Source organism: Sphingobacterium sp. UBA2480 (assembly GCF_002341965.1).
GTDB lineage: Bacteria > Bacteroidota > Bacteroidia > Sphingobacteriales > Sphingobacteriaceae > Sphingobacterium > Sphingobacterium multivorum.
In genome coordinates, this window is sequence record NZ_DDPA01000007.1 from 609,811 (window position 1) to 634,081 (window position 24,271).

Here is a 24,271-nt window from a genome sequence, read left to right on the forward strand (position 1 = left end):
AAATCCACGTCTTATGTGTTAATCGATAATAGAAAGCAGACGGTCCCGAATGAGAAGGCAGGCTCCAAAGGCCGCAAGTTTTTCTCCATTATTTGAATAAGCAAGTTTGGTATCCTTGTTAACAATAGACAATGAAAACTTATTGACAGCATTCTTCAGCGGTAACATCAGGTATTCCTCACTTTTGGCTAAAATTCCACCGACGATGATGATTTCTGGATTGAAAATATTGATCAATGTGGCAAGTCCACGACCTAATTTTTCCCCAAGTTCATTGATTAACTCAATAGCGAGATTGTCATCTTTTTTTGCAGCATGGATAATATCGCCCAGCCGAATATCTTCCAGATCATTAAATTTTTTTGTCAGTATGCTCGTTGCACCATTTTGCAGTGCTGCTATTACACGGTTTCTAAGTGCAAAACCAGATGCTTCCGTTTCGAGGCACCCCTTTTTTCCGCAGCGACAGATGATATCGTTGTCAAAAATTGGAATATGCCCAAATTCACCCGAGAAACCCGATTTCCCATAATAGATCTTTCCGTTGATCAAAATGCCCAATCCGATACCATTGTCCACATTGACAAAAAGTGCATCTTTCTCGTCCTTTAAAATTCCGCTGGAAAATTCCCCATAGGCAAGCGCCTTACTATCGTTTTCAAGATAGGTACGTAATTGCAGCTCCTGTTCGAAATATTTCGATAAAGGATCTTCATAAAAATTAAAATAACTGTAGGAATAACCTGTTCGATAGTTGATACGGCCAGAAAGATTGATACCTACCCCCAATATTTTGTCTTTCTGAATCTGATGGGTGGCAATAAACTGATTGATCTCCCGGCATATATTCTGGAGTGATTCCTGATTATTCTCCAAACGATGTGGAATTTCCTCCTGACTGGCAATAATGTCTTTTTTCATATTCATGACCACAATACTGAGATGATCATGGCTCACCTGCACGCCGACAAAAAATGCGGCATTCGGAAGTAGACCGTAGGAATTTGGTTTTCTACCAATTCCCGAAGTCGATTTTCCATTGTCCTGTACCAATGCATCTTCGATGAGTTCATTGATGCATTCGTTGATCTTGGGAATGCTAATGTTGAATTCCTTGCTCAACTCAGGAATGGTCGAGGGGCCTTTGGTCGCAAAAAAGGTTAAAATTTCCTTTTTAAGTAAAATGTTTTTATACGCTACACCGCTATAGCTCGCATCATGTAAATCACTCAAAAATTTTATGCCCATAACTTGGTTACGTTAACTTTTGGGTAAATATAGTAAATATCTCATCATCCCAAATTATGTTTATGTTTTTTCTTCTTTAGTCTATTTGAATTAATAAAAAAAATTAGAAATAATTTGAATATTTAAAATTTTATTTCTTATTTAGTGTTGTATAAATAATATACCTAATAATTGTAAACCAAAATACGTTGCCTTGTCGGTGTCAGAACGTTGCGTGTTTTATCCAATGGAAAACGTCTGTTCATGTGAGGTAACCGAGTGACCATAAATACTATTTTTTAACATAACACTATTTTTTCATTCCTAAATTATGAAACCAACACATGTAAAACGCAGGTATCTTTTTAAGGCATTGGGATTACTTATTGTTTTTATGCAATCCGCAATAAGCTTTGCCCAATCCATTGTAAACGGTACCGTACGCAATCGCGATGAACAGCCTATTGCTGGGGCAACGGTTAAAGTAGTGGGAACTTCTGCAACAACGCGGACGGATCAAAAGGGAGGTTTTACGCTGCAGGTGGACCGATTGCCAGCCGAACTTCAGGTAAGTTATATCGGCTATTTGTCGCAGTCGCGAAAGATTACAGTTGCCGGCGCACAGAGTTTTGTTTTGCAGCCCGATGAACGTCAGATTGATGAAGTGGTTGTTGTGGCTTATGGTACGCAAAAAAAGAACAACGTCGTTGGATCTGTCGTACAGATTGGAGGTGATCAGCTCAAGAAAGCCCCGTCGATGAACTTGACCAATGCACTTGTAGGGCGTGTTCCCGGATTGACAGCATTGCAACAATCAGGACGCCCTGGAGCAGACAATGCGACATTATATCTGCGCGGAGTGGGGACTTATGGTGGTAATCGAAGTCCTTTGGTGATTGTCGATGATATCGAGCGCCCACTTTCTACCCTAGCTTACCTGGATCCAAGTGAGATTGAAACTATTTCTTTTTTAAAGGACGCCGTCTCCACAGCGGCTTATGGTGTACAGGCTGCCAATGGTATTATATTGGTTAAAACAAAAAATGGACGAAAGGAGCAGACCAAAGTAACCTATGACTTTGGATATAGCATTGGCCAAAATACCCGCTTTCCAAAATTCCTCAATGGACCGGATTATATGAACTGGTACAATAAAGGGACAGAATTGGACAATGATTTTCTTCGAAATACGAAGCAAACTGAAGCACCATACATCTACACGCAGGAACTTATCGATGCGGTCTCAAATGGAACCAATACCAATCCTTTGTTTGGCAACACCGATTGGATTGGACTATTGGCAGATAATAATAGCTATTCGCAACATCATGCCGCGACAATTTCTGGTGGAGCGAGCAAAACGCAGTATTTTGCATCGGTCAGTCACATGAACCAGGATGGGGTGATCGATAATACCAATTTCAAACGCTACAACATTCGTACAAACCTTAAAAGTGAGCTTAATGAATACCTGACGGTCGGTTTGAACATTGGTTTGCGTAATCAGAATACCAATTTACCGGGTATTTCACCCGATAACTCCGCCTATATGAATCCATTTTACCAGGCTGTTCGGATGCTGCCCAATCTGCCGATGTATGCTCCAAATGGACTCCCAGTAGCGTATCAGGCCGGAGCAGGCTGGGTTAATCCAATTGCTTCCGTAGCAAATTCGGGCTATCAGAAGCTCAAAAGCAATATCTTTCAGGGAACTGCAAACATCGATTTTAAAGTTCCAGGAGTAACAGGTTTGCTGGCAAAAGTTCAGGGTGCGTACGACTATAATTCGGATGAATCCAAATCTTGGCTGACTCCGTATCCGACGATGGGAAGACAGCGGGATCAGGTTGCAGGCGATTTCGTAGCCATGACCACATTGCCCGGGATCACCAAAACATCCCTTCGTCAGAGTTTTGCGGCTAGCTACCGAAGCACCTGGCAAGCGAGTTTAAATTATAACCGAACCTTTGGTGAACATAGTATTGGTGTTTTGGGCTTATATGAATATGCGAAGACGCGTGGTAATCAATTTGGTGCCGGCGCAAGTAATTTTCCGATCAGTATTATTCAGGAAATAAATTATGGTTCGGCTTCCCAGGAAGATATTATCAAGTCTACAGGTTCCAGTGATGCGGAATCTGCACGGGCGGGATTTGTGACGCGACTGAATTATGCTTTCCGCGATCGTTATTTAGTGGAGTTGGTATCGCGTTGGGATGCCTCCGCTAACTTTGCCAAGGAAAACCGCTGGAAATCTTTTCCGGCCATTGGATTGGGCTGGGTTGTCTCAAATGAGTCCTTCTTTAAGGAAGCTGTCCCTTTTGCAGATTTCCTTAAATTAAAAGGATCTATTGGGCGTACTGGCAATGATCGTGCGCAGGTGGGTAGTTTCCCTTACATTAATACCCTTTCGCAAAATACAACACCAGTCATTGTCATAGACGGTAAACCGGTCAAAGCTTTATATACCAATGCACCTCAAAACCCTTTGTTGAAATGGGAAGAATCAACCACATCAAACGTGGGTTTTGAATCAAGGTTTTTAAATGGCAAGTTTGGTTTTGATTTCGAATGGTTCTACCGTTATACTTCCGGTATTTTGGGACAGGTAGGAAACCTTTATCCAGCGTCGATGGGTGGATATTTTCCGAGTTTGGCCAATATAGGCGAAGTTGATAACCGTGGGTTCGATGCGCAATTGCGTTATAACGACCATTTTGGCGAATTTAAATTGGGTCTGACCGGGAATATCAACTGGGCGAAAAACAGGTATCTGAAACTCGATGAAGCCAATGGGATTCCTTCTTGGCAAAGTCTCATCGGCAAACCGATCGGAACAAAAGTCGGCTTTGTCAAAGAGGGGATGGTGCAGACCTGGGAGGAAGCCCGTAACACACCTTCACCAAGTTCGGGATTTATGGCTCCTGGTTTTTTCAAATTTAAAGATTTGAATGGCGACGGGCGGATTACCCGAACGGACGATATGACCTATATTGGACGCTCCAACGTACCTGAATTAACATTTGGTTTGAATTTCGATATGGCTTATAAAGGCTTCGACTTTTCGGCATTGTTGCAAGGTGCCGCACGAGTTGATGTTGCCCTCGCGGGAGCGTACGAAGGATCGTCAGGAACTTCAGGGGTAGAGGATAATACACCTTTTACGCGTCCTTTTTATAACTATGGAAACTCCCCTTATTTCTTGGTTGAAAACTCCTGGCGTGAAGACAATCCGAATGCCGAATTTCCACGTATGAGTGCCTATAAAGCAACAGGCATGTCGACGAACAATGCAAATGCCAATTCAGGATGGATCAGAAAAGGAGATTATCTGCGGCTTAAATCCGTGCAGTTGGGCTACACTTTCCCGAAAGGATTGCTGAATGCAGCGAAGATTGAACATGTACGCGTGTTTGCTTCGGGCTCAAACCTTTTCACATGGGATTACTTGAAATACCTCGATCCCGAAATGCCAAATGTCAATAATGGATTTTATCCGCAGCAACGGATTTTTGAATTTGGTTTAAGCGTTACTTTTTAATCTCCTAAAAATTATTATTACAGATGAAATCAACTCTATATACCAGCTGTCGGCAGCTTTCATTTTTAGGCCTATTGTTTATGGCGTTGCAAGGTTGTTCTGTCGATCTAATTCCACAGGACCGGATCGCAGAAGAGAAAGTATGGGCTGACCCCAATTCGGCCGAACTATATGTGTCGGGTATCTATGCTGAATTTAAAAAATTCCAGTTTGGTCAATTTCCCAATTTAGGCTATGACAATGCAATGGATGCCTTAGCCGATGGAATGAAATTTACCTCAAATACGGCTGGGAATGGTACCGTCAATATTCTTGTATCCAACTCAAACCAGTTTTCTTCCGCAAGTGTAGGCCTGAATTATTGGGCGAGCGGATATGAACGTATCCGTCGTATCAATGAAATGATCAATGGGATTAACACCAAGTCCAGCCTTTCCGATGCTCAAAAACAGGTTTATGAGGCTGAGGGCAGGTTCGTGAGAGCATATGCTTATTTCTGGCTGGCAAAGATCCATGGAAGCGTGATTCTATTCAAGAGTATGGATCAGTATATTGAAAAAGATCACGAACGCTCGAGTGAGGAAGCCGTTTATGATTTTATCCTGGAGGATCTCCAATATGCGGTGGATCATCTTCCGCTCAACAATCTTGCTGGCCGGGCTACCCAGGGCGCGGCCTATACCTTGATGGCACGTGTAGGACTGTATGCAGGCTCTATTGCTAAATATGATCTCAAGCAGTTCAATCAGGATCCTTTGACGGGCATTTCACAGGCGAGGAGCGCGGAGTATTTTAAAAAATCAGCCGATGCAGCGCAAAAAGTCATCGATATGGCTAATGGGGGACTTTATGCCTTGGACGATAATTTTGCAGGCATTTTTACCAATAAAAATACAAAGGAAGCAATCTTTCGGGTAGATTTTGCAGCACCTGATGTAACGCATCAATACGACCTGGGTTATGCTCCACCTCGGGATGCCCCGGGTAATACATTGGTTTATGGTGTACCAACCGCGGAATTGGTCAATGAATTTGAAATGGCCGACGGATCCAAATTCTCCTGGCAGAATGCTGTGCAGGCAGCGGCTCCCTATACAAATCGTGAACCTCGTTTCTATGCGACGATCTTGTACAATGGTGCAACCTGGAAAGGAAGAACACTGAATACGTCGACGACCGATGCGATAGAAGGATTTACAACATTTGGCGCGAGTGGCGACCCCAAACGTACCGTTACGGGATACTATGTACGCAAAATGCTTGATCCTACAAACACGACATTCGTTCAAAATAAGAGTACACAAAGCTGGATCGAAATGCGCTATGCCGAGGTCTTGTTGATTATGGCGGAAGCGAAAGCGCAATTGGGCGATTTTGCCTCAGCAACAACCTACATCAATCAGCTCCGCCAGAAACGTGGACTTAATGCTCTTAGCCTTGCCAACAATAATCAGGCAATGGCCGCTGTAGAGCATGAGCGTAAGGTTGAACTCGCTTTCGAGGGACACCGTTTTTGGGATTTGCGCCGTTGGCGAAAAGCTCACCTCCTGTTGGATAATGTGAAGTTTACAGGGCATAAGATCAGTCCGAACGGAACAGGATTAACATACGAGGTTGTCTCAGCAGACGCAACCAACAGAAGTTTCAGTACAAAATTATATTATCTGCCCATACCTGAAAATGAAGTGCAGTTGAATGGTGCGTTGACTCAAATTAAAGGTTGGTAAAAATAATAAAGACTAACAATGGACAAAATAAAATTTTATAGTTTATGGGCCTGTGCGATCCTTTTGGGAGGATGTCAAAAGCCTAATTATCTGGAGCGGAATGTGAAAAATCAATTGATGGATTTTTACGCTACGATTGATGGGAAAGGGCAAGATCGACTTTTTCTGAGTACGATCAGCAATGATACGGTGTATTTGCACGTAGATTATTATTATCCGATCGATTCGGACAATGAAGTGGATCTTTCGCGACTGATGTTGCGTGCTTCCGTTCCGGCTGATGCCCAGGTGACGCCGGGATTAAATGGATTTACAGACTTGACATTACCTAAGAAAATTACTGTTACCGCGGGAAACGGTGACGCAAAGGACTATGTGGTCATTGCCGAGAAGAAAGGCAATACGGATATTTCGGGAGTCAAAATTACATTCAAAGACAGCGAACAAAAGGTCAATGAGGTTGAGGGGATCCTAAATGGGAATACGGTGACGTTTTATGTGGTGCCGGGCATGGATCTTTCACAATCTACGCTGAGTTACATTATTAATAAGCATTCAAGTGGTTCAATAGCAAGCGGTGGTCAGGTCAATTTGGCAAACGGTACAGAAGTACCCCTGACGATTTCTGGAGCCGGAAATATCAAGCGGCAGCTCAAATTGGTTGTTAAAGAACCTGTCAAACTTGAAAAAGGGGTGGGCATTAGTCGACGCTTGTTCCTGAAGAAAGCGGCAGACTTGGGCTTCACTGCAAATAGTGAAACGTCCTGTTTTGTGAGTGGCGATTACTTGGTGATTGTGAGCCGGACTTCACCATCTGTATTCAAGGTGTACAACCGTTTCACAGGAGCTTATTCCCATAACCTAACAAATCCTTTCCCCGCAGGTCGCTTGATCTTCCAAGGTGTGAGCGATGAAAAAGGACGATTTATGCTAGGAACTTATACGCCGAATGGACAGAGCTTTGTGTTATACAAATACAAAGATGTTTTTGATACCAGTCCGGTCAAGTTATTGGATCTACCTTATAGCAAACCTACTGCGGTAGCTGCCGGCGATGGCAATATCGGTCGTAAACTTAACTGGGTAGGGGATATGGACGGAAACGGTCAGTTACTTGCTTCGGTTGCAACCAGTCGTTACCTCCTGCGTTGGACAGTCGAAAATGGCCAGATAAAATCTACCGCTGCCGATGTCCTGGAATATAAGGATGGTGCGACATCATTGGGCTTCCTTCCGGAATATCTTCCTTTAGGGGTCGGCGCTAACGCCGAACTGATCGCGAGCACTAACGCCGAACTTGCTTATGTTTCGGGAAGTACATGGGGGCGGCTAGCAGCATTCCCGGCAATTACCGGTACTGCCATGAATGGTGGTATCGCCTTTCAGCGTTTTAACAGTGCAGATATTTTGGCTCAGGTCAAATTGTTTGGAAGCAATGAGATCGGGCAGATGTATGTCTATGATATTAGCGATCGAGCCCGCATTGGTACCACACTGAGTTCACCTACCTATAACCAATTGCGTGTTTATGAGTCGGAACTGTTTACTGGCGGTACCAACGGTAATGCAACCAGCGACATCTGTATGGGAACCTCAGAAAATGGACAAAGGCTTCAGGTGTATATGTTGACGACCTTTGGTTATCTCGTTGCGCAGGAGTTTACAATTTATGCCGATTCAAATTAAAATAATTGTTCCTTCATGCAGCTTGTATTGCAGTGGAGGAACATTGTATTCATTCGTAAAAAAATAAAATTATGAACAAGCACATCAAAACAAGCTTATTGTTGATGTTAGGTTTAGTTTCGTGTAAAGTTGGATTTGCACAAAAAAATGATTTAAGTAGCGTGTCCAAAAAGATTGTCAGCGCAAATAAAGGCGATATCGTCCTGTTGGAGGATTTTCTAAAAACGGACTTTCCTAAGTTGCCTTACACAAAGACCGTATTACCGGGACCGCAGTATATCATATCTGATGATCCCGAGTATATTCGTGTTCCTGAGGCTATTGCATTACAGGAGACGGTTGACCCTGGGGCTGTTAGGTTGTATGTCTATAACGTCAATGGTGTTAAAGAACCACAAAAAATGCCGCGTAAGATTTCAGCGGTCATTAAAAATCTAGGCCATGAAAATATGCATTTTCGCATGCTGAAGTATGCTTCACAAAAACCGAGTTCAAACTATTTTGAAATTGGAAAGAAGGGGCTTGAGGACTACTTTTTATCTGCTGTAAACAATCAGGTGAAAGTGCTTAAACCAGGAGAAGTAATGGCTATCGATGAAAAACTGGAAAAACAGCTGGTACAATACGATGAACTTGTCCATGGGTTTTATGAGTTTGTGGTTGACCAGCCGGCGCAGATCGCTGTCATTCAATTTGCTCCAGATGAGTCTGGGCCAAAAGTGTTTCCGCGGATCAAGACCTTGATTCCTCATAGTCACGCAAACGCTGGTCGCGGTATTTTTCCGATTTCTAATTATCAGATTAATCCGACGGATACGCTCGATACCAAAAAAGGAGCAGTGCAGCTGATTGTGGCCGACGGGCAGGACGATCCATGGATCACGGGAACGATTGGTGCGAAAAAAGAATTTGCCAAGAATGCCGGAAACTATGGTGTGCTGTATAAAACAAAGATCAAATGGAAGAGTACAGACGGAAAAGGATTAGCTTTGGTTAGCTGGAACAGCCGTTCCGGAGACAACCAATGGTGTGGTGGCATGGGACTGACCATGGAACTTGTGGGTAAAGATGGGCAAAAGACCGTGATGCAATATCCCAAAAATGCGCTGATTACAAAAGGTTATCCAGAGGCAATTCTAATCGAAACTTATTGGCCCGACCCGAAGATGGAAATACAGGAAATTGAATTCACCTATTCTCCTCCGGGCGCTTCCTGCCTACCGACCCCATTAATTTTTGTACCCATTGATCCGAAGAAATAATGAAACACATACGCTTACTTTTTTTACTAAGCTTGACCGCCTGCAGTGCAAAAAATGAATTTGTTAAACCAGAATTTCCGGTTGTAGGTGTTGATGGGAATGAGTATCTCAAAAATGAGGTGCGTCCGGCTTCTTCAAAAGCTTGTTTTCAAGGAGCCTACTATCGAAAAGTCGTTTCCAGTACAGATGTCTGGGTCGGCATTAAGGCCGAAGTTACCTTACCAAAGATGGAATTTGATCCGGCGCGATTGAACCCGAGCAAACCAAAGCAATACCTGGATAACCCCTCTGTTTATATGGGCGGTAACATGGGGGGACAAGAAACGGATATTGGCCTTACCTGGGAAGTTATAAAAGATGAAAAAGGAAATGTGACCGAAGACAGGCGGGCTTTCCGACCTTTTTTGCGAAGGGCAGCACACAGCTCTGGTCAAGCAAGTCTTTATCAAAATGCACCGGCACAAGACGAATATTATTGGTATCCTGGCGAAAAGGTGCTGATGACATTGGAAATTGTTGGTCCAGGCATATTAAAATTTGCTATACAGGGTAACGGCAAGAAATATGAAGCTACGTTTGAAAGTGCAGGATATACCTTGGGTGGATTGGGGGAGTTTAAACGAGTGAACGCCATTGATCAGGTGGCCAATGAAGGAAAACCTGTGCAGGCAACAAAAACGAAAGTATTGGAAGCGATTTGGTCCTACAGCACTTTACTCCGCTATGACGCAAAGCAAGTGATCGAAGTACCTATGCATGCGGGACGGATGACGCAGATGGCCTGCCCAGCGGCACAATATTTTAAAATCCAACAAGATGCAGCCAACCTCAATAAAGGAGGGGAGAATGTACAGATAAATGGAGCCGGTTTTTAAATATTGCTCACAAAAAATATAAACGGCCAAAGCCAGCTGCATGCAGCTGGCTTTTTTTTGAAAAGCCTATTTCTTTAAAGGAACTGTTATCATTCGTATTATTAAGATAAGAATCCATCGATTAATAAAAAACTACTCACAGGAACAGCTCGCAAATTTGGTGGTCGTTAAAAATCTCCCATGTGCTTGAGCGTAGTGTTGAAGAATTGTTTGAACTTGAAGACAAAGATTGAAGTCATTTTGCAAATAGTTCTTATCCTGAAGAGTTACAAGGATGATAGATTTCAATTGGAAGAGGATGTTGATGCTTTGTCAAAAAATAAGCAAGGACTGTTTCGATGACAACAGTCCTTACTTATTTTTTGATTAGTTTATTGCTAGGAATTGCTCAATAGAGTAAACAAAGCTTTAGCAGTTTCTTCCGAAGACGCAGGGTTTTGCCCGGTAATGAGATGGCCATCTTTGACTACATAACTATGCCAATCTTCCCCTTTGCTGTACTGTGCACCCAATTTTACGAGTTCATCTTCTACTAAAAAGGGAACAACAGCCGTTAATTGAACCGCTTCTTCCTCGCTATTTGAAAATCCGGTAACTTTTTTACCTTTGACCAGTGGCTGACCATTACTATCCTTGACATAGCGAAATACAGCTGGCGCATGGCATACGGCGGCGACAGGTTTGTTGTGGGCCCAAAATGACTCGATCAATGCAACGGATGTCTTATCGTTGGTTAAATCCCACAAAGGACCATGGCCCCCAGGATAGAAAATCGCATCGTAGTCCTGTTCATTGATCGTATCCAAGGCTAAGCTATTTGCCAATTTTGTTTGGAGCTCCTTATCTGCATCAAAACGTTTGGTTGCTTCTGTTTGAAAATCTGGGAGCGCACTTTTAGGATCGATTGGTGGTTGCCCTCCTTTTGGAGATGCTATGGTGACGTCCACTCCTGCATCTTGTAAAACATAATAAGGCGCTGCAAATTCCTCCACCCAAAAACCTGTTTTTTCTCCTGTATCACCCAATTGGTCATGTGATGTCAATACAACCAATACTTTTAATTTGTCTTTTTTCATATTAAATAACCAAGTCTGTTAAAAAATTATATGTTTAAAACGATAGTACAAAGTAGGGGATAAATTGCCGGAGCCCTATGTGATATACATCACAATTTGGAGAATGGTTTTGCTTTTGTGATCTAGATCACATTATTTGGCTTGGTATAGCCTGCTTAGTGTTTCGCGGGAAACGCCCAGATATGCTGCGATCAAATGTTTGGGAACGAGATTATAGAGTTCAGGGTATTGCTGCATGAGTTCCTCGTAGCGGCTCCGCGCATTGTTGTTCAGCAGTGACATTATTCTTTTTTGCAGCCCAATGTATCCTTTATTTGAACGCCATCTGAAAAAGGTTTCAACTTCGTGAATTTCCTTACATACTTTTTCCCTGTCCGCATTCGATAAGCAGAGCGTGTCTGCCTCGCTTACACAATCTAAATTGACTGTAGCCCTGCTCTGATTATGCAATGCATTATAATCAGAAGCCCACCAGGTCTGTGTGGCAAACTGTAAGATATGCATCTTTTGTTCATCGTTGGTAAAAAAGGTCTTTAAACAACCATTTAGTACAAAATACTCTTGTTCGACCAGATCTCCTATGCTGATAATCTGTTGTTTCTTTTTAAAGGAGATCGGTTTAAAAAAAGAAAAGAAGTAGTCGAATTGTTCGTCATTCAACTGGACGGTCTTGTCGATATGTTGTCTCAGAATTTCACGTTCGGTCATAGCTAACAGTTACTTGATCGATTTAAAATTAAACAAAATCTCACAAGGATAGCGAAGGGATGCATCAAGTTCCCTTCATATCCCCAATTAATAGGGAAATAACAATCTTTTTACAGCGTATTAACAGGGGGTTAGTAGGGGTAAATCCCCTACTAACCCCCTGTTATACCCCTGTTAACCCCCTGTAATATCCCTATAATATATTAAGATAATATTAATTTGATTTTAACTTGTTCCTAGACAAAAAGGGGACTTGAAATCCTTTAGCCGTGCTGCTAAATTTCCATGTTTAACCGGTTTAGTGATTTATAAAAAATGATTTTTTTAAATTTTATTTTGTTTATACAAAGTTATTTTCTATTTTAGTGTTGCCCATTCAAGGGCACTTTTCATAAAATAGGTTAATAATATGGCTAAAACACCCGGAGTACCCCATGCTTTCGGGTGTTTTTTTATTGTTTTTCACCTTCTCCGCGATCCTAGAATACCTCCAAGTAATTTTAACAACAAAGTCCTGATATTTTTACTTAACCTTTTGTCGTCCTGAAAGCCTGTATTCCGGGCTATAAATTCTACTATTAAAATCATCATAAATCGGTCTTCAACACATAACCGGGCAGCTTTTTTGGGAAACGAATGCAGCATAGTTCATCTATTTTTTTGAATAGTGTCGTGGGACGCTTTTATGTATCACATAACATATTGAAAAAAATAGACAAAACGGATTAGGGATGCCAGTCCTTCAGTCGTCTATTCAATGAAGGACGGTAGACCCGAGGTTGGACCTATCAAATATAACCTGTAAAAAACTAAATTTAAACCAATATATAACCTTTGATTAATATTAATTTAATATTAGTATATTTATTTTGCTCTTCAATTAATAATAATAAATATTTATGAAAAAACAACAATTTCAATCCTTAGGGAGGAATCGCAATTTCAGGTATCGGCTGGGACTGATAGTTGGTGCTGTTTGTCTTGCGGGTGTGGTTCATGCACAAGAGCTTGAAACGCATGGAAAGGTAACGGATCGAAAAGGGGAACCTATTCGAGGGGTAACGATTTCTATAAAAGGCAGGCCGAATTCGGGTATGTCAACATCAAACAAAGGAACCTACGAGTTGAATAAACTCAAAAAAGAACAAGTGTTGATATTTACCTCAGTTGGCTATAAAAGCGTAGAGATACTATATCAAGGTCAGAAAGAGTTGGACGTACAATTGGAAGATGATCTTGCTAATTTGGACGAGGTTGTTGTGGTTGGTTTTGGTACAAAACAAAAGAAGAACCTTACAGGTGCAGTAGATCAGATATCGGGCAAAGTCTTGGAATCTAGGCCTATTTCTAATGTGATGCAAGGTCTGCAAGGGGTAAGCCCTGGCTTAAATATTACTTATGGTAATGGTACACCTGGGGGAATCCCAAATATTAATATTCGTGGAACGACTTCCATTAATGGTGGCTCACCTTTGTTTGTAATTGATGGTGTCCCAGCTACTGATGCGAATGATTTAATTCGCTTGAATCCCACGGATATTGAATCATACACGGTCTTGCGTGACGCAGCTTCATCAGCAATTTATGGTGCCAGAGCGACCTATGGTGTAATTTTGATTACCACTAAATCGGGAAAACTAGGAAAACAATCCGTTTCTTTTAATACAAATTCGGCTTGGGGAAAACCAACAGAAATGCCCGATCCAGTCACTGATCCGTATATCTTCTCTAAACTTCTGGAATTATCAACAAATAATACCCCTTGGGACTATGTCAATTATAGCGACGAACACTACCAATGGGCAAAGGAACGTTCTGATAATCCCAGTTTAGAAGATGTACGTATAGATCCTAAAGATCCAAAGCGTTGGGCTTATATGGGAAACAACAATTGGAATAAGTACTTTCTAAACAACGCAGCACATTCGCAGTCCTACAATTTGACTTTTTCGGGTGGAGCGAAGGTGAATGAACTTCCTTTTAAATATTATTTGTCCGGTGACTATACGAAGGAAAATGGTTTAAGTAAATTGGCAGTCGACTATTGGACACGTAAAGGACTACGGGGAAGAATTAATATTGCTCCATTCAAATGGTTGCAATTGGATAATAACACTAGCTTATATAATACACATCGTGAAAGTCCGGCGGCAAGTTTAACCGATATCTATTATTTAACGCCTATTCAGGTTGCGAAAAATCCGGATGGCACTTGGGCAAATACGGATGCAGGACGATTGGCTGCTCGTCTATCTGACGGTGGAAAAAGCAATGGTGACACGTTTGGTTTCCAAAATACGTTCAATGCGACAGGCACATTTTTAAATGGCGATCTAAAAATATCTGGCGATGCAAGTGTTAAAAGAGAATACTACAAAGGCAATGGTTATGCTAAAAAATTCAAGATTGGTTTTGGTCCGAATGATATCCGTGAAGAGGGAGGAACCGGCTATGTGAATGAATCCCGAGCCGATATGAAAAATACGGTATTTAATCTATATGCGAATTACAACAAAACAATTGGCAAACATAATTTTGGTGCAATGGTGGGGTATAACCAAGAAGAGTATATTTATTCATCCACTTATGTCAACCGAAATAATCTAATTTCTTCTACTTTACCTTATTTGGGATTGACTACGGGAGAAATGACACTCAATGCTGGTTATAGTTCCTATGCGACGCGAAGCTATTTTGGACGATTGAATTATACTTTTAATGAGCGTTATATCTTGGAAGGTACAGGACGTTACGACGGTTCTTCCCGTTTTCCTAAAGCAAGTCGCTGGGGATTTTTTCCGTCCGTTTCAGGGGCTTGGATTGTTAGCAATGAATCCTTTTTCGAATCATTAAAACCGAAAGTATCCAATCTAAAGTTAAGAGCGTCATACGGTAGTTTGGGAAATCAAAATGTAGGCGACTTCTCTTATATCCAAACGATGGGAACCAGCCTTTCAGGCTACCTTATTAATGGAAATCAACAATATGTCGTGAATGGGGCGCCTCCGCTGACAATTGATCCAAACTCATATACCTGGGAAAATGTGTCTACTTTAAACTTTGGAGCTGATTTGGGGCTCTTCAATGATAAGTTTTTTGTAGGCTACGATAATTACATCCGTAATACAACCGGTATGTTGACCGCCGGACGGGAGCTTCCAGGTGTACTGGGGACAAGCGTACCAAGGCAGAATGCAGCTGATTTGCGTACAAAGGGTTGGGAGCTTTCAGTGACTTATAAGGATCAATTTGAATTAGCCAATAAGCCTTTTTCTTTTGATGCGAAGGTTGTTTTGTCTGATTCCCGTGCTAAGATTACAAAATTCAAAAACGATGAACGTCTGCTGTCGACATATTTCAATGGCTATGAATTCGGGACAATTTATGGCTTGCAGGGTGATGGACTGTTTAAAAGTGCCGATGAAATCAAAGCATTGGATGAATCAGGTATAGTGCCTTGGGGAGCTTTAAATATTGTGAATGGTTGGCCAAAATTTAAGGATATCGACGGAAATGGTAAAATTGAAAGAGGGCTGACTGAAACGAATTTGAAAGATCTTCAGGTAATTGGAAATTCTGCAGATCGTTACCGTATCGGTTTTAACCTCAACATGAACTGGGGTGGATTTGACGCTTCGGTATTTCTGCAAGGAGTTTTAAAACGAGATTTCTATCCGCGGCATTATTTATTCTGGGGACCTTATCAACAACCTTATGCAAATATATACCCATGGCACTTGGATTTTTATAGAGAAACTAGTGATACACCAGAAGAGCGCGCAAAACACTCCCAGGCGTACTTGAATGCAGGATTGGCGGATGCTAATCATGATGCACGTTATCCGGTATTACAATCTTGGTTGGCCGATGTCAATGATGGAAAAGGATTGGCTATTCCCAATACGCAGTATATGTTGAATGGCTCTTATCTACGTTTGAAGAACATCACTTTCGGGTATACCTTGCCACATGAGTTGTTGGAAAAATGGAAAATTCAACGTTTGCGCATCTTTTTCTCGGGAGAAAACTTATTTGAATTCTCACAGATCAAAAAATATGTGGATCCCGAAGCAATCAACAATGGGACTGATGGTAGTGCTTGGGCCTATCCATTCCAACGTAAGTTTTCCGTTGGTTTAAACTTAGATTTTTAACAATTAGCAGTACACAGAGATGAATGTCAAATCAAAAATAATATTGGGACTTATAAGCGGTGGTTTTATATTAACCATGGCGGCTTGCCAGAAAGATTTTCTGGATCGCTTTCCCCAAACTTCGATCACACCTGAGGTTTTCTTTAATACCGAAGAAGATCTTTCGCTGTATATCAATGGGATGTTGAGTATGAACGATCGTTGGACTTATGTGGGAGATCAGAGTTCAGATAATGCGGCGACAACAGCCGCCGTAACGCTTAAGACAATGATGACCAGCAAAACAGAGCCAACGTCAGAAACAGCTGGAGGGGATTGGTCTTGGGGACGTTTACGTACAATAAACTACTTCTTAGAAAACTATCAGCGTGCGAATGTAGCAGGAGATGTTAAAAACCATTATGCAGGTTTGGCACGTTACTATCGCGCTATTTTTTACCATGGTATGGTAAAGCAGTATTCGGATGTGCCGTGGTACAGCAAAACATTAACCCCAAGTGACGAAGCTCTACGTGATGGGCAATCGCCTCGTACATTAGTTGTCGATAGCATCATGGCAGATTTGGACTTCGCAACAAAAAATGTTAAAGAACAAGTCGCGCTTGGAACACCAGGTCGAGATGCTGTATTGTTGATGCAGGCTAAGATTGCATTGCATGAAGGAACCTATCGGTTGTATCACAATGAGTTAAATTTGGATAAAACGGCGAAGAATTACTTTGATATTGTAGAGAAAGCGACATCACAAATCATTGCTACCAATAAATATAGTATATATTCTACCGGCAAGCCGAGCGAGGACTATGCCGCATTATTTGAATCACAAGATCTTTCCCAAAATAAAGAGGTGATCTTGTTGAATGCTTTTGATCAAAACAAAAATAGGGGGCAGGCGCTTAACGGTTATGTTTTTGGTGATTATGAACAGTCACCTTCACGGGATTTGATACAGACTTATTTGATGAAAGATGGTTCACGTTTTACGGATGTCCCCAATTACGATAAGAAACTGTATGTTCAGGAATTTGAAAATCGCGATCCTCGTCTGATGCAAACGTTGGTATATCCGCAATGGTTGAGACAGCCCGATAAATCAAATTATGTGCAAAAGCTGAACAAAAACTTTTCAGGCTATCATCAGTTGAAAGGTTATGTCAATTCATCCGATCAAATTATTATGAATGGAGTTGATTTCCCAGTGCACCGTTACGCTGAGGTTCTATTGATGTATGCTGAAGCAAAGGCTGAACTAGGAACGTTGACACAAGCTGATCTCGACAAGTCTGTTAATCTGTTGCGAAGAAGAGTAGGGATGCCTGATCTAAAAATGGATGTGGCAAATGCAAACCCTGATCCTAAATTGGCAGCTGATTACCCGAATGTGAAGGGAGCATTCCGAGGTGTGATTTTTGAAATCAGACGCGAGCGACGTGTGGAGTTTGCTTTCGAGAATTCACGTTATGATGACCTTATGCGCTGGAATGCAGGTAAACTGCTTGAACGTATCCCAGAAGGTATGTATTTTCCGGGAGTGGGTAATTACGACATGACAGGGGATGGCGTTGCCGATATCAAATTGATTCCTGATGGACAGACCATTCCTACCGATCGAGAAAAGAATTCACTTGGCGTACCACTTGTCTACTATACCATTGGAAATTTTGGTGGTAATGCCGGTGTTTATCTTAAAAATGGTGTCAATGGTGGAACAATGGTGACAGATGTCAATGTCCGTAGATTTGTAGAACCGATGTATTATTATCGTCCGGTTCCAGCGAAACAGATCATTCTCAATCCAAATCTTAAACAGGTATTTGGTTGGAAGTAACATATAAATAACATACAATATACATGAAATCATTTTTTTTAACGATAAGTCTGTTCGTTACAACAGTCTTAGTACATGCTCAACAGAAATTTTCATTCGCGTTTTTTACCGATTTACACCTTAACACCAGTGCAGAAACACATTGTTTTGAAGGTCTTGATAAAGCAATTCAAAATGCCAAAAGCAAAAAAGTAGACTTCGTCCTCAACGGTGGCGACAATGTGGATGTAGACGCTTATAAGGCAGAACAGTTGCCTTTAGCGAAGAGCATGTTTCAAAAGTATAAGGATCAAGTGGATGCATCTAAGCTGAAATGGTATTATGCCATTGGCAATCACGATCGTTTCTGGCATTATGACGGAAAAGATGGGGCTGGACTTTTCGAATCTGTTTTTGGAAAGAGTTACCATAGTTTTGTGCATAAAGGTTGGCGTTTTATTGTGTTAAACTCTACAGAGGTATGTAATGGTAAGTATTGTGTGAGCGAGGAGCAACAAGCTTGGTTGAAGCAGGTACTTGCTGAAACGCCAAAAACGCAACCTATTGTTGTTGTTGCACACGTACCGTTCTTGTCTTTGTATTATCCTGTATTGGATGGACACTATACGGATGCAGATACATTTACCAACCAAAAAGCGATTTTGGATCTATTTGCGGGTCACAATCTGAAGCTTGTTTTACAAGGACACCAGCATCTCTATGAAGAAATCAAGGTGAAAGGTGTACAGTTCATTACTGCAGGAGCGATATGTGCGAGTTGGTGGGGCGGAGCCTTCAACGGTACTCAGGAAGGATACTTAAAGGTTGATATCAACGGCGACCAGTTTAAATGGGAATACATTGATTACGGCTGGACGGTGAAAGGGAAATAAAAAGATGATCATATTAGGTAGGTAGTTTAAAAGGATCGCCCGCCCACTTCAATGTGTGGCGGGCGTTTTTTGTATTTGTTGTTCCTAAAGCAGTCGTTTAGAGGTAAAAAAAACATAGGTCTTTGCTAAGATTAGCGTGGTTTAGAAGATCGATTCGGCCGTTATTTGTTCTTAATGGGCATATTATAAAATATGGACCAATAAAACCAAAAACTAAAAATTATGAAAGAAATCTTCAAAAAGCATCTACGGCTGCTCGGAATTGTCTTCATGTTATTACAGTCCTATTCTGTTTTTTCTCAGGTTAAGATATCGGGTACTGTAGTCGATTCTCAATCAAAAGTTCCGCTTGTTGGTGCTACTATTACCCATGTTGGGAAGGGTAATAATTCGGTTAAAACGGATGCTAGCGGTAAGTTTACCATTGCTGTAAAGGATGGTTCCAATCTCAAAACAACCATGCTCGGCTATAAAGAGTTGATTACAACCGCTAAACAAGGTGTTGTTATTGAAATGGTTGCATCTACTATTGAGTTAAATGAGACGGTAGTTGTTGGTTACACAACCCAAAAGAAAGGACTTCTGTCAGGATCGGTGGCTTCTGTTAAATTTAAGGAAACAGATGTGGAGATTCCAACGACATCAGTTGGAAACTTATTGGCAGGACGTATGGCCGGCTTATATGTATCGACACCGAGTGGTAAGCCTGGAGAACAACCGAACATCAAAATTAGAACAGCCAGTTCATGGAACGCTTCACCAACCCTTTACGTTATTGATGGGAAAGTAACCATTGATGCCGCTGAGTTCAATAATCTAAGTCCCAATGAAATTGAAGAAATCTCTATTTTAAAAGATGCTGCCACAACAGCAGCATACGGTGCCCGTGCAGGTGCAGGGGTTGTCTTGGTTACGACCAAGCGTGGTAAAGCTGGACGAGTAGCGATCAATTATTCTGTCAATACGGGAAAGGATGTCCGTGGGAAAAATATGGAACTAACCAATATTATGGAGTGGGGACAGATCCAAAACAGAATCTGGGGTGAGGCAGGAGGACCAGCAAATACGCCTTGGACTGAAACTGCAAAAGCTTATTTTAAAGATACAGATTTTGGTGGCGGTGTGGGATATGGTTTTGACCACTTAAAAGATGTCTATGTAAATCCTTCTACCACCACGCATAACTTAAGCGCGACAGGCGGTACTGACAAACTCCAATATTTTATCGGAGCTTCTTATGTAAATCAAGAAACTTTTATCAAGAACACGAACGAAAAAAAATACAATGTTAGAAGTAATATCACCGGAAATTTAACCAAAAACCTGTCTGTGTTTGCAGGCTTAAGCTTAAACAATAATAAATTTAATGCGCCTGAAGGCGACTGGTCTGGAGATATGTTTCCTAAATTGTTACTATGGCAACCTTATATGCCTTCCTTCACGGCAAGCGGTTTGCCTGTAGATTATTTCTGGATTTCCAATAAATCTGGTGAAGCACAAGGTCTCTCCGGCTACAATAGATCGGAAAGTTTGAAAGCGATAGCAAATTTGAATCTAACCTATAAAATGCCATTTCTTGAAGGCTTAAGTGCTAAAGTAGGATACATCAAAACCTTCAACAACAGCAATCAGAAAATATATTCACACCCTTTTACATATTACCAATTAGCACAGATAGAACCTGTTATATGGGATTTGAATACCATCGTAGGGCAGCGTCTTACTTATCACACTCCAAGTATACAGAAGCTAGCTTCCTGGAATCAAGAGGAACAGACAAATTTGCAACTGAATTTTGAAAGAGATTTTGGAAAACATCATGTGAATGCGGCTTTGGTTTACGAACGTCAGGAAAGAAGCTATGATGGTATAAATGCAAGCATCAATGGTTTTCCAATCTATATGACGGATCAATGGTGGGCTTCTACAGGGGGATCGGGAGTTGTAAATGGTACTCCTACCAAGAGCATTAGTAACACGTATGGCTTTCTGCCGACAGTGGGACGTAAATCCTATATCGGACAATTTGCCTACGATTATGCAGATAAGTATGTCGCTAATTTTGCCTATCGTTATGATGGTTCGGCCAATTTTCCAAAAGATAAACGCTGGGGATTTTTCCCTTCTGTTTCTGCAGCTTGGGTGATTTCTAAAGAAAATTTCTTTAGTCATGTAAATGGCATTGAATCGTTGAAAGTAAGAGCATCGGTCGGGTTGACAGGTAATGATTTCGTCGCAATTGATCCAAATGGAGGAAGAGATGATGCAAATGCCAAACGTTGGCAATATGAAGATAAATATGTAACTGGAAACAGTGCTTTTTTCGGTGAAACTCCGACACTTAATCCAGGCATAAGATATGATGTTCTGCCAAATGTAGATATTACCTGGGAGAAATATCTGAACAAAAATTTCGGTGTTGATATTAGTTTCTTGAAACATTTCAATGCTACAGCTGAATATTGGGCTACGCGTACCTATGATATTTTAAGCACGAGAATCCAGTCTACTCCACCAACATTCAGCCGACCGCTACCATCAGTCAATTATGGAGAAATGAAAGCGAATGGTGTAGACCTTAGTTTAAACTATTTTAACAGGACAGGAGATTTGAATTATAATGTTGGTTTAAACTTTACGTATGGTGATTCATGGTATACAATACGAGACTTAAATATAACTTATGACTATCAGAATTTGATCGGTAACGGTCGGTCGGCAAATATGATTACAGGTTATACGGTAGATCACATGCTTCGGACACAGGCCGATGTTGACGCGTTGTTGGCTGCTCATCCAGGATATAATTTTAAGGGTAATGCGCCTAAACCTGGACAATTTGCCTACAAAGATTTTAATGGTGATAATACCATTAATGAGAATGATATCACGGTATTGAATAAAAGCAATAATCCTAAAGTCTTTGGACTAAACCTAGGCGCGGATTGGAAAGGCTTAAGTATTACAGCCAACTTTAACGGTTCATTGGGGTATAAAAAGTCGTTTAATAATTTGAGTGGCGGTGTAGAATGGAACAGGATGTGGCGTCCTTGGGCGAATGAATCTTGGAGTCCTGAAAATACTGGCGCTTGGTTGCCCTATCGCTATAGTGCAAATGATGATGTAAGGACTGTTAACACAAGTGGAAGTAATTTTTGGTTGGCTGATGCCAGTTTTGTCCGTTTGAAATTTTTGAATATTGCCTACAACCTTCCACAACATTGGTATAAAAAGTACGCGGATAAAATCCGGTTTTATGTGTCGGGTTCTAACCTATTCGTGATCAGTAAATTCAATAAGAAATTCTATGATCCTGAGATGGATGGGGGGACTTCATTCCCGATTGTTAAATCATTCAATGCTGGAGTCAGTGTAACATTCTAAATCTTAACATTAAAGGAAATTAAAATGAAATATATAAATAAATTTAAGTTGGCTTTTTATGGGGTTCTACTTATTGTATTAGGAGCTTCATCTTGTACAAAAGGACTGGACTATGAGAATACGGGTGCTATAAATCCAAAAAATGTCTGGACAGATTCGGTATTGATCAAGGCGTACTTGAACGATATATATGGTGGCCTTATGCCAAATTGGCCTCTTGGAAGTGGTGCGGGCGCAGATGAAGGTATCAATGGGTCTGGAGGTAATCTCGGTAGTTTTCAACAAGGAATTGTCGATGTTGCAACCAATTTTACAAGATTGGATTATACATATATTGACAAAGCGAATTATTTTATGGATCAATTAGTGGATCTACCGGAGACCGTAATCAGTGGGAGCACCAAAAGTAGGCTTATTGGCGAAGCTAAATTTTGGCGTGCCTGGAAATACTGGGATATGGTCAGTTCAATTGGAGGAGTACCGTTGATCTTACACACACAGGATGGAAGTGATATCAATTCACTGCGAGTTCCACGTAGTAAGACCTCTGAATGTGTCGCACAGATAATAAAGGATTTAGATGAGGCTGCTATTGCCCTACCTCCAAATTATAGTGGTGCCGACTATGGTAGAATTAATCGTGCTGCAGCGTTAGGTCTTAAAGCAAGAATCCTTTTATGGTATGCTAGCCCATTATTTAATGCGACAAATGATCAAGGGAGATGGACCAACGCCTATAACGCGGCTAAGGCGGCAGTACAGGCGGCAGATGCCGGAGGGTTTGGCTTGTTTGAAAATTATAGGTTAATCTGGTATTCACGAAACAAAGAACAGATTATGACCAAACAGTATTATTACCCGGATAACTACATGAATTTTGCTCCAATTAGACCTATCTCATTTACGAATGGAAGTACAAATAACGATCAACCTATATTACCGCTGTTGATTGCTTATCCCAAAAGAGATGGTAGCCCAATGCAATTTGATCAAAATCAATTGTCAGATCCTGCCTATAATAAGCAATTTTTAACAGATTTTTATACCAATCGCGACGATCGATTTTATGCGACTATTTGGTGTGGCGGTACGGTATATCCAACTCCTGATGTTAATGTGCTTGGTATGACCGCGCCTAGGTCGCGTACGTATTGGCAAGCCTGGACCTGGAAGGCGACTGCATCGCCCAATACCGTGCTCCCGGCTAGAGATGTAAATATGTTTTCAGGAATTTCACCATTGGTTCAAAATGGGGATGAAAATGGTGTAACGGGATTTTTTCAACGCAAGGGCTTAGATACTTTATTGGACAGAAATGCACTTGTTGGAGTAGCCGCTAATGCGAAAAGCTGGTTTTCACCAATGCGCTATGCGGAGCTCCTTTTAAATCTTGCTGAAACGGCAAACGAGACAGGGCGTAGTAATGAAGCTCTAAACGCATTGTATGCTATTCGTAAGCGGGCAGGAATTGCTCCCGGATCGGCCGCAAATTATGGAATCAGTGCGATTGGGCAAGTCGACCTCCGTAACGTAATCATCAATGAACGTCAAGTCGAACTTGCCTTTGAGGGGTTTAGATACAGTGACTTGAGAAGATGGAAACGTTATGATATTTTGAATGCTCAGAATACGAGAAAAGGACTATTATTGATGTTAAATAAAGGTGAGGCACTACCTGGTAACACTGATAACATTATGACCGCTGCTGTGCGAGCGAAGTTCTCAGCCGTCCTTATCCAAAACTTGGATAAAACGGGCTCTACGAATCAATCCTATAAGCTTAGTCTCAATCATTGGTTCAATTCGCTAAACCCAGCACAGATTTCGATTGAACCAGATCAGTTGCCGCAAAATAAAGAATGGGGTGGAACCTTCGACCCATTACAATAGCAACTGTTTATCTTCTGTGAGCTTGAATATGTTCAATATCG

At 41.3% G+C, this 24,271-nt stretch carries 13 protein-coding genes; 10 read left to right on the forward strand and 3 right to left on the reverse strand.

Going from position 1 to position 24,271, the window contains the following annotated elements:
- Window positions 1-18 precede the first annotated feature (18 nt).
- Window positions 19-1,248, reverse strand: a complete 1,230-nt coding sequence (locus tag B3600_RS15795; protein WP_197084111.1) for an ROK family protein — start codon at window positions 1,246-1,248, stop codon at window positions 19-21.
- A gap of 310 nt (window positions 1,249-1,558) precedes the next feature.
- Here B3600_RS15795 and B3600_RS15800 point away from each other — a divergent pair, with 310 nt between their 5' ends.
- The 5 genes from B3600_RS15800 to B3600_RS15820 all read left to right on the forward strand — a co-directional run bounded on the left by B3600_RS15800 (window position 1,559) and on the right by B3600_RS15820 (window position 10,318).
- Complete coding sequence (locus B3600_RS15800; RefSeq protein WP_286753630.1) at window positions 1,559-4,768, forward strand: SusC/RagA family TonB-linked outer membrane protein; 3,210 nt, start codon at window positions 1,559-1,561, stop codon at window positions 4,766-4,768.
- Between the two features lie 23 nt (window positions 4,769-4,791).
- Complete coding sequence (locus B3600_RS15805; protein ID WP_286753631.1) at window positions 4,792-6,495, forward strand: RagB/SusD family nutrient uptake outer membrane protein; 1,704 nt, start codon at window positions 4,792-4,794, stop codon at window positions 6,493-6,495.
- Between the two features lie 18 nt (window positions 6,496-6,513).
- Window positions 6,514-8,181, forward strand: coding sequence for a DUF5018 domain-containing protein (locus B3600_RS15810; protein WP_286753632.1), 1,668 nt, complete (start codon window positions 6,514-6,516; stop codon window positions 8,179-8,181).
- Between the two features lie 71 nt (window positions 8,182-8,252).
- Window positions 8,253-9,443, forward strand: a complete 1,191-nt coding sequence (locus B3600_RS15815) for a copper amine oxidase (RefSeq protein WP_286753633.1) — start codon at window positions 8,253-8,255, stop codon at window positions 9,441-9,443.
- Entirely contained in the window at window positions 9,443-10,318 is an 876-nt protein-coding gene (locus B3600_RS15820; RefSeq protein ID WP_286753634.1) for a hypothetical protein, read from the forward strand. The genes B3600_RS15815 and B3600_RS15820 overlap by 1 nt, the downstream gene beginning before the upstream one ends.
- A 377-nt stretch (window positions 10,319-10,695) precedes the next feature.
- On the opposite strand, the gene B3600_RS15825 is transcribed toward B3600_RS15820, so the two are convergent.
- On the reverse strand, window positions 10,696-11,394 hold the full coding sequence (locus tag B3600_RS15825) for a type 1 glutamine amidotransferase domain-containing protein (RefSeq protein WP_286753635.1): 699 nt from the start codon (window positions 11,392-11,394) through the stop codon (window positions 10,696-10,698).
- A gap of 132 nt (window positions 11,395-11,526) precedes the next feature.
- Window positions 11,527-12,102 (reverse strand): Crp/Fnr family transcriptional regulator, encoded by a 576-nt coding sequence (locus B3600_RS15830; protein ID WP_070568033.1) that lies wholly within the window; start codon window positions 12,100-12,102, stop codon window positions 11,527-11,529.
- Window positions 12,103-13,001: 899 nt separating this feature from the next.
- Between B3600_RS15830 and B3600_RS15835 the strand changes: the two genes are divergently transcribed.
- The 5 genes from B3600_RS15835 (at window position 13,002) to B3600_RS15855 (ending at window position 24,230) form a co-directional block, all read left to right on the forward strand.
- The gene (locus tag B3600_RS15835) at window positions 13,002-16,256 is read left to right on the forward strand and encodes a SusC/RagA family TonB-linked outer membrane protein (RefSeq protein ID WP_286753636.1); all 3,255 of its coding nucleotides are present in this window, start codon (window positions 13,002-13,004) and stop codon (window positions 16,254-16,256) included.
- A gap of 19 nt (window positions 16,257-16,275) precedes the next feature.
- A complete protein-coding gene (locus B3600_RS15840; protein WP_286753637.1) occupies window positions 16,276-18,084 on the forward strand; it encodes a RagB/SusD family nutrient uptake outer membrane protein in 1,809 nt (602 codons plus the stop codon).
- A 23-nt stretch (window positions 18,085-18,107) separates the two neighbouring features.
- Window positions 18,108-18,956, forward strand: a complete 849-nt coding sequence (locus B3600_RS15845) for a metallophosphoesterase family protein (RefSeq protein ID WP_286753638.1) — start codon at window positions 18,108-18,110, stop codon at window positions 18,954-18,956.
- Window positions 18,957-19,178: 222 nt separating this feature from the next.
- Complete coding sequence (locus B3600_RS15850) at window positions 19,179-22,340, forward strand: SusC/RagA family TonB-linked outer membrane protein (RefSeq protein ID WP_286753639.1); 3,162 nt, start codon at window positions 19,179-19,181, stop codon at window positions 22,338-22,340.
- A gap of 24 nt (window positions 22,341-22,364) precedes the next feature.
- Window positions 22,365-24,230: a RagB/SusD family nutrient uptake outer membrane protein gene (locus tag B3600_RS15855; RefSeq protein WP_286753640.1), complete on the forward strand. Its 1,866-nt coding sequence runs from the start codon at window positions 22,365-22,367 to the stop codon at window positions 24,228-24,230.
- Window positions 24,231-24,271 lie beyond the last annotated feature (41 nt).